A 6931-nucleotide genomic window follows, 5' to 3' on the forward strand; every position below is an offset into this window, starting at 1 on the left:
GGCCAGGCCGGGCGAGAGACGTCTGCCAAGGGTGCTGCCGTGTTCGCTGACCGCGGCCGGTACCGCCCGGACAGCGCACGCTGTGACGCGTCTCCCGGCGTCGTGCCCCGTACCGGTGGGCAAGGTGCCACGGCCCGGTTTCCGGGCGCGGGTTCCCGGAGTTCCCGTGCGGTCAAGGGAGAATCGCGGTTCACCACGACGGACCGCCCCGCGCAGCCCTGGCGTCCCTGGCGCAGTGCCGGAACCACGGCCGACGCTGCGGACGACACGGTCAGGTTCGAATCGGCCAACGTGGAGCACAACGGGGACAAGGTGGGCGACCTTGAAGTCGGCCAACACGGAGACGGCCTCAGAGTGGGAGTCATAGGGGGTGGGCAAGGCGGATGGGTGGGTTTCCGTATCCAGGGGGACGTCACGGCGACGGGTCCGGCCGACCGCGTCGGCGAATACACGGTCGGGTTCCTGCAAACCGTCTACAAGTCGACGAGAAAGTTCTATTACAAGCCGACCGATCCCACGTCGCGGAACCGACGGGCGTTGTACAAGGACACGGTTCGCGACCTGCCCGCCCAGGACAGCGGGGAGGGCCGGCAGCCGTGGATGAGCGAGCGGCAGAGGGAGTTCGGGGCGGAGGACCGGAGCAAGCAGTCCATCAGCATGCAGGACTCCCCGTGGACGCATGCGCCGTTTACGGTGACGCGTGACAACGAGGAGCAGCGGCTGGTCGGGACCGGTGGCGAGGACCAGTTCCGAAGCTGGCTCGCGGTGCGGCACAACACGTCGCATGAGGTCTTCCTGCTCGACTGGTTCGACTGGAGGGTGAGGTACGGGGCCACCGTCCGATACGACGGAGCCGGAAACCCGACCACGGTGAGGCCGGACGCCTCCAGTGGACTCGACGTGACCAGGCGCGGGGCGGGGCCCGGGGGGCGCACGCCCCGTCTCGACGGGAATGTCGCCAACCAACTCCAGGAAGACGTCTGGACAACGTGGCGATGGCGGTGGTGACCGCCGCAGGGTCGTGGTCGGCACACCTGCGCGACCCCGCGAGGCCACCAGAGCCGTGGGTGCCCCTGACGCCGGCGCCGCTCGCCACGGTCTCACGGCCCGTGCCGGTGCGTGCGCCGGCCAACCAGGCCCAGAACGGCTGGATCCCCGAGACCGGCTTCGAAGAACTTGCCCTGACCGGCGGATTCTCGTCCTCCTTCACCCTGAAGGAGGACGACGGCTCGGTGACCACCTTCAAGAAGGCCGCCGCCGACGCCCCGACCTGGCAGCTGTCCAGCTCGGTCAAGTCCGGCATCGACGGCGGGGAAAGCCTCGTGGTCTCCGAAGTCGTCACCATCGACGGCAAGCGGGTCAGCCGCCCCAAGCGCATCATCGGTGCCACGAGCGCGGTCACGGCCACCACCTGTGAGGCCACCCCGTCGCCCCGCGGTTGCAAGATCCTGGCCTTCGTTTATGCGATCACGACCACCGCCACCGCCAGTGCCTTGGGTGACATCGCAGGCCAGGTTTCCGAGCTCAAGGTGTGGGCCTCCGAACCCGGCGCCGCCAATTCCACCGCGGTCGGCGTGGCCCGTTACGCCTATGACGAGCAGGGCAGTCTGCGGCAGGTGTGGGACCCCGGGATCAGCCCCGCGCTCAAGACCACGTACACCTACGATTCCGCCGGCCGCGTCAGCACCCTGACACCGCCGGGACAACTGCCGTGGACGTTCAACTACGGCAAGGTCGCCGCTGTGACGGGTGCCTCGGACGGCATGCTGCTGTCCGTGCAGAGGCCCACCCTGGCAGCCGGCACGAAGGACCAGGTCTCCGGCACGGCGACCTCCACGGTCGTCTACAACGTTCCGCTCACCCCGACGACGGCCCCGGCCACGATGGGCTCGGCCGATGTCGCCACGTGGGGACAGAACGAGGCTCCCGTCGACGCCACCGCGGTCTTCCCCGCGGATAAGGTGTCCTCCTCCTCCGACGGTGCGCAGTTGTCGAAGGCCGACTACGCCCGGGCCATGGTGCTCTACATGAACGCCTCCGGACGCCAGGTCAACCAGCACAACCCCGGCGACCACATCACCACCACCCAGTACGACCGGTACGGCAACACGGTGATGGAGTTGTCGGCCGCGAACCGCGCGCTCGCTCTCGGGCTGACCGCCAAGGACACGGCCAAGCTCGCCGAGCTCGGACTGGGCTCCGACGCGGCCGGATCCCCAGCGAGGGCCCGCCTATTGGCCACTGAGACCACTTTCGCCGCCGACGGCTCCCGCTCGACCGACTCCCGCGGTCTGCTGCGCATGCTGACGGTGGGGAAGGACCTCAAGGCCGCCGACGGCACCGTCCTGCTCGCCGCGGGCACCGCGGCTCCCGGTCGTACGTGGACGGCCACGTCCTACGACGCCGGTCGTCCCACAGACGGCTCGGCCACCGTGGTCAACCAGCCCACCAAGGAGACCGTCGGCGCCGAACTGCTGACCTATCCCGGTCAGATGGCCGACGGGCGTGTCACCACCACCGAGTACGACTGGGCCAAGGGCCTGGCCACGAAGAACGTGCAGGACCCCGGCGGCCTGGCGATCACCCGGATCACCGAGTTCGACGACTAGGGCCGCGCCGTCAAGTCGCTCATGCCCAAGTCGAACGGAACCGACCCGGGAACCCAGCTGACCACCTAGTGGTCCGCCACGGCACAGGAACCTGTGCGGGCCGCCCCGAATGGGCCGACCTGGTCTGCGAGGTGCGCTACGCCGGTGCCGCAGCCGGCACCAACGGTGCCCTGCCGGTGTTCTACAACGCCGTCCGGGAGAGACGCTGCCGGTGAGCCGCGGCTCAGATCCGGACGGGGAGCCGACCGGTGGTCCCGCATGAAGGAGTGCTGCCCATGACCACGACGCCCGCCACCGACGACGCCTACCGATTCGACGACCTCACTGCCCTGTTCATCAACTGCACCCTCAAGCCGCCGCCCCAGCAGAGCCACACCCAAGGGCTGATCGACAAGAGCGCGGAGATCATGATGTCGCGCGGTGTCACCACGTCCGAGATCCGTGCCGTCGACCACGACATCGCCCCCGGCGTCCACCCGGACATGACCGAGCACGGCTTCGCCGTCGACGAGTGGCCCGCCCTGCACGAGCGGGTGATGGCCGCGGACATCCTGGTCATCGCCGGCCCGATCTGGCTCGGCGACAACAGCTCGGTGACCAAGAAGGTCATCGAGCGGCTCTACGCCTGCTCCAGCCTCCTCAACTCGCAGGGCCAGTACGCCTATTACGGCCGCGTCGGCGGCTGTCTGATCACCGGCAACGAGGACGGCGTGAAGCACTGTGCCATGAACGTCCTCTACAGCCTCCAGCACCTCGGCTACACCATCCCGCCGCAGGCCGACGCCGGCTGGATCGGACCGGCCGGCCCCGGACTGTCGTACCTGGACCCCGGCTCGGGCGGCCCGGAGAACGACTTCACCAACCGCAACACCACCTTCATGCGACCGAACGCCCATTGCCTTGGTGGTGCGCCCCGATGTCCCAGAGGCAACCGGAGGTCGAGTGCCGGGGGAGTTCGTGACGCTCACCAACGGCAGCGGCACACTGACCGACCGACACGGCAGGCGCAACTGCAGGCGCTCCAGCCCGGTGTTCGTACCTGCGGCACCTTGCTCACCCCGAAACGCAGGGCGGAGGTGGGGCACGCACATACCCTAGGAACTGCGTTCCGAGACGGACTGTGGAGAGAGCAGGAGGTCGAGCCAGACTCTGTCCCGCAGTTCAATACCCTCGATGAGGGTGTCGGATGCGTAGCCGGTATGGGCGGTGAAGGCGTCCCGTTCGACGGTCCGCATACGGAATCCCTGTCGCTGGTAGAAGCGCAGGTTGCCGGTGTCGGCCGCAGCGGTGGCGACCAGCATGCGTCGTCCCGACTCGCGCGAGGCCAGGTCGATCGCCCGGCGCACCAGACGGCTGCCCACGCCGGCGCGTTGAAGGTCTTCCCGTACGGCCATGTTCTTGATCTCGAAGGTGTCGCCCTGGTCGGTTGCCACCAATTGCAGATGACCGACCGCGTCCGTTCCCCGCAACGCGACGAGCACGCGCCCGTCCTCGATGTAGGAGTCGAGCTGTGCCGGTGAGTCCTCGGCCAGTTCGAACAGCGGCCTGATGTTGTCCCGTGGGCCGTCGTACAGCACCACGCTCACCCTGTCCGGGACGTCGACCGACGCAGCCGAGTGGGGCGCGGTTCCGGTCGGTGGGACCCCTCTCACCAGCACGGCGCGGGTGTACAGCAGGTGGAATCCCCGGCGCTGCACGTTCTGCTGGGACCTGGAACCCGGCTGCGTGGTCACGACGGCGAGGTCGCATCCGGCGGTAGCGGCGTCGGCGAGCCGAGCCGCGAGCAGGGCTGTCTGCACGCCGCGACGGCGGTGGGCTGGGGCCGTCGCCGCACCCGTGAGCTGGGCGACGCCGTCCGCGACGCGGAGGCTGCCGCCTCCGGCGACGTTGCCGTCACAGAGCGCGATGTACGGCACCACGCCGGCCGCCGTGAAGTCCCGCTCCGCGTTCGCGAGCACGTCACGCGGGAACTCCTCGTGCGAGGGAACCCCTTGTCCGTCGGGATGAGCGAACCCGTCAGTCACCACGTCCAGCCACGCGTCGAACTCCTCATCGCGAGCCACCCGGACGTCGATGTCAGGCGGAGCCACCCGCTCGTACGCGCCGCCGAGAGCGAGGCCGAGAACGTTCTCGAACGCCTCCAGCCGATAGCCGCGCGCCGTGAGCAGGGCGCCGACCGCAGGATCGGCCAACGCTGACACCTCGGCCTGCACCGGAGCACTGCGAGCGGCGAAGGCGCGCTCGATCTCGTCGAGTGCGTCCGCGTGGGGCACGTCGGCGAATCCGAGGCCGGCGATCTTGTTGAACGGCGAGCCGTCCTCGGCGAACGCGGCCACACCGCCGGCCATTCGCCTCACGAATCCGACATCGTCTCCCCGGCGCAGACAGGCAGCCTCGGCCGCCGCTGCCATCAGCTCGGCCTCGACTCGGTCGAGGCGCTGCGCCAAGGAGACGTCACAGAAGAGCGATGCCCGATTCATGTACGTGCGCATCTCGTCTCGACGCTCATGCCCCGAGGCTAGCCGCCGACCGCCGAGGCGGGGCAGTCGAGGTTCTTACGGTTTCGGGAAGGGCCGACGGTGGACCGTGCTCGGCCCGGGCAGCACCCGCTGCCGGGGCGGTGGTGAATGCGACCATGCCGCCGTCGGGGAGTGGGCAGTAGACGCCGTCGATTCCGTTCAGTGCCTCCACCACCAGCAGCGCGCCGACCGGTGGTTGACACGTCGGTCAGGATCTCGGCGTCGCCGTCCAGGAACCGCTCAGGAAGTTGTCGGTCTGTCACGCCGTCCCCCGGAATTTTGACGCGTCGGTGACGGTTTCTTAGCGGCCACCGGCACGCAGATCCTAATGAACTTTGCCGGGAACCGGCAATGCGCGGTCGGGATCGGGTCATGCAGGATGGATCGCGGGGACCACGGCGGATGGTTTCGATGCCGGGCACCGGCAGGTGACCGGCATCGAAACCCGGAACGACTGTGCGCCGTCGAAGCTGGCGTAGTTGCGCGCCGCGGGCGGAAAGGGGGATCAGGGGATGCGGACATTTCTGGTAGCGGCCACGGGCCTGCCCACGATCCTGCTGACCGCTGCCCTCGGAGTGGTCGTCTGCTTCTGGCTTCTGTGTGCCGTGGGCGCCGTCGGCGTCGACAGCTTCGACACGGACGTGGACCTGCGGGCATGGCGTATGGGCGGCGTGCCGGTGGCGGTTGCCTTCTCCGTGCTGACGGTGCTCGCCTGGTCCTTGAGTGTCGGCGCGGCGGTCGTGGTCGCCGTGTTCGGCCCCTCCGGGCCTGTCACCTGGCTGCTGCACCTGATCGCGCCCGGGGGCGCTCTGCTGGTCGCTTGGGTCGTGACCTGTCTGATCGTGCGGCCGTTGCACAGCCTCTTCCCGGATGAACCCGCGCTGTCCGTGCTGAGCGAGGCTCGCACGGGCGACGACACGGGGCTACGAGGCGCCGGGAGCCGCGACCCCTATGGGGGCGCATCCCGTGCCGCCGCGCGGCATCGCGCTGCCTGAGCCCCGACATCTCCGCCGGATCTCACCTCCGGCCCCTTCCTTCTTCGTGCTCAACTCCCTTACGCCTCAAGGACGTATGTCATGACTGCCATGATCGTGGGCGTCGGCGTGCTCGTCGCCGTCTGCCTCGTTGCCGTACTCGTCGTCTCTCTGTTGTTCCGGAAGGTGGAGCAGGGCAAAGCGCTGATCGTCTCCAAGACGCGCAGGGTCGATGTGACGTTCACCGGGCAGGTCGTGCTGCCGGTGCTGCACAAGGCCGAGGTGATGGACATCTCGGTGAAGACCATCGAGATCACCCGGGCCGGAAAAGAGGGGCTGATCTGCCGGGACAACATCCGCGCGGACATCCGGATTTCCTTCTTCGTGAAGGTGAACAAGACCGCCGAGGACGTCGTCAAAGTCGCCCAGGCCGTCGGCACCGCTAGGGCGAGCGACCGGGACACGCTGCAGGAGCTGTTCCACGCGAAGTTCTCCGAGGCGCTGAAGACCGTCGGCAAGCAGCTGGACTTCACTGACCTGTACACCAAGCGCGAGGAGCTGCGGTACCGGATCATCGAGGTCATCGGCGTTGACCTCAACGGCTACCACCTCGAGGACGCGGCGATCGACTATCTGGAGCAGACACCGCTCACCCAGCTCGACCCGGCCAACGTCCTCGACGCCCAGGGCATCCGCAAGATCACCGAGCTGACGGCGATCGAGCACGTGCGCATCAACGAGTTCCAGCGCCACGAGGAGAAGGAGATCACGCGGCAGAACGTCGACGCCCGCGAGGCCATCCTGGAGCTGGAGCGCCGGCAGGCGGACG

Annotated in this window: 5 protein-coding genes and 1 pseudogene; 5 read left to right on the forward strand and 1 reads right to left on the reverse strand. The window is 68.5% G+C overall.

From position 1 onward, the window contains the following. Nucleotides 1-291: 291 nt before the first annotated feature. From ACIP6U_RS42695 to ACIP6U_RS42705, 3 genes and pseudogenes are all read left to right on the forward strand, one after another. Nucleotides 292-1008, forward strand: coding sequence for a hypothetical protein (locus tag ACIP6U_RS42695; RefSeq protein ID WP_401728323.1), 717 nt, complete (start codon nt 292-294; stop codon nt 1006-1008). 59 nt (nt 1009-1067) lie between these two features. Continuing rightward, nucleotides 1068-2609, forward strand: a complete 1542-nt coding sequence (locus tag ACIP6U_RS42700) for an RHS repeat domain-containing protein (RefSeq protein WP_401728325.1) — start codon at nt 1068-1070, stop codon at nt 2607-2609. A 275-nt stretch (nt 2610-2884) separates the two neighbouring features. Beyond that, a pseudogene (locus ACIP6U_RS42705) lies at nt 2885-3550 on the forward strand (flavodoxin family protein); the annotation flags it as partial. 153 nt (nt 3551-3703) lie between these two features. On the opposite strand, the gene ACIP6U_RS42710 reads toward ACIP6U_RS42705, so the two are convergent. Next, the gene (locus ACIP6U_RS42710; RefSeq protein ID WP_401728327.1) at nt 3704-5089 is read right to left on the reverse strand and encodes a GNAT family N-acetyltransferase; all 1386 of its coding nucleotides are present in this window, start codon (nt 5087-5089) and stop codon (nt 3704-3706) included. 551 nt (nt 5090-5640) lie between these two features. On the opposite strand from ACIP6U_RS42710, the gene ACIP6U_RS42715 reads away from it, so the two are divergent. Next, nucleotides 5641-6123 (forward strand): hypothetical protein, encoded by a 483-nt coding sequence (locus ACIP6U_RS42715; protein WP_401728329.1) that lies wholly within the window; start codon nt 5641-5643, stop codon nt 6121-6123. A gap of 81 nt (nt 6124-6204) precedes the next feature. Beyond that, the coding region (locus tag ACIP6U_RS42720; RefSeq protein WP_401728331.1) for an SPFH domain-containing protein at nt 6205-6931 on the forward strand (727 nt) is incomplete at its 3' end.

This window comes from Streptomyces sp. NPDC088794, assembly GCF_044750545.1.
GTDB lineage: Bacteria > Actinomycetota > Actinomycetes > Streptomycetales > Streptomycetaceae > Streptomyces.

Excerpts from the sequence above, each read along its gene's own strand:
- ACIP6U_RS42710 (WP_401728327.1), bottom strand. The coding sequence starts at position 5,089 with ATGAATCGGGCATCGCTCTTCTGTGACGTCTCCTTGGCGCAGCGCCTC.
- ACIP6U_RS42715 (WP_401728329.1), top strand. The coding sequence starts at position 5,641 with ATGCGGACATTTCTGGTAGCGGCCACGGGCCTGCCCACGATCCTGCTG.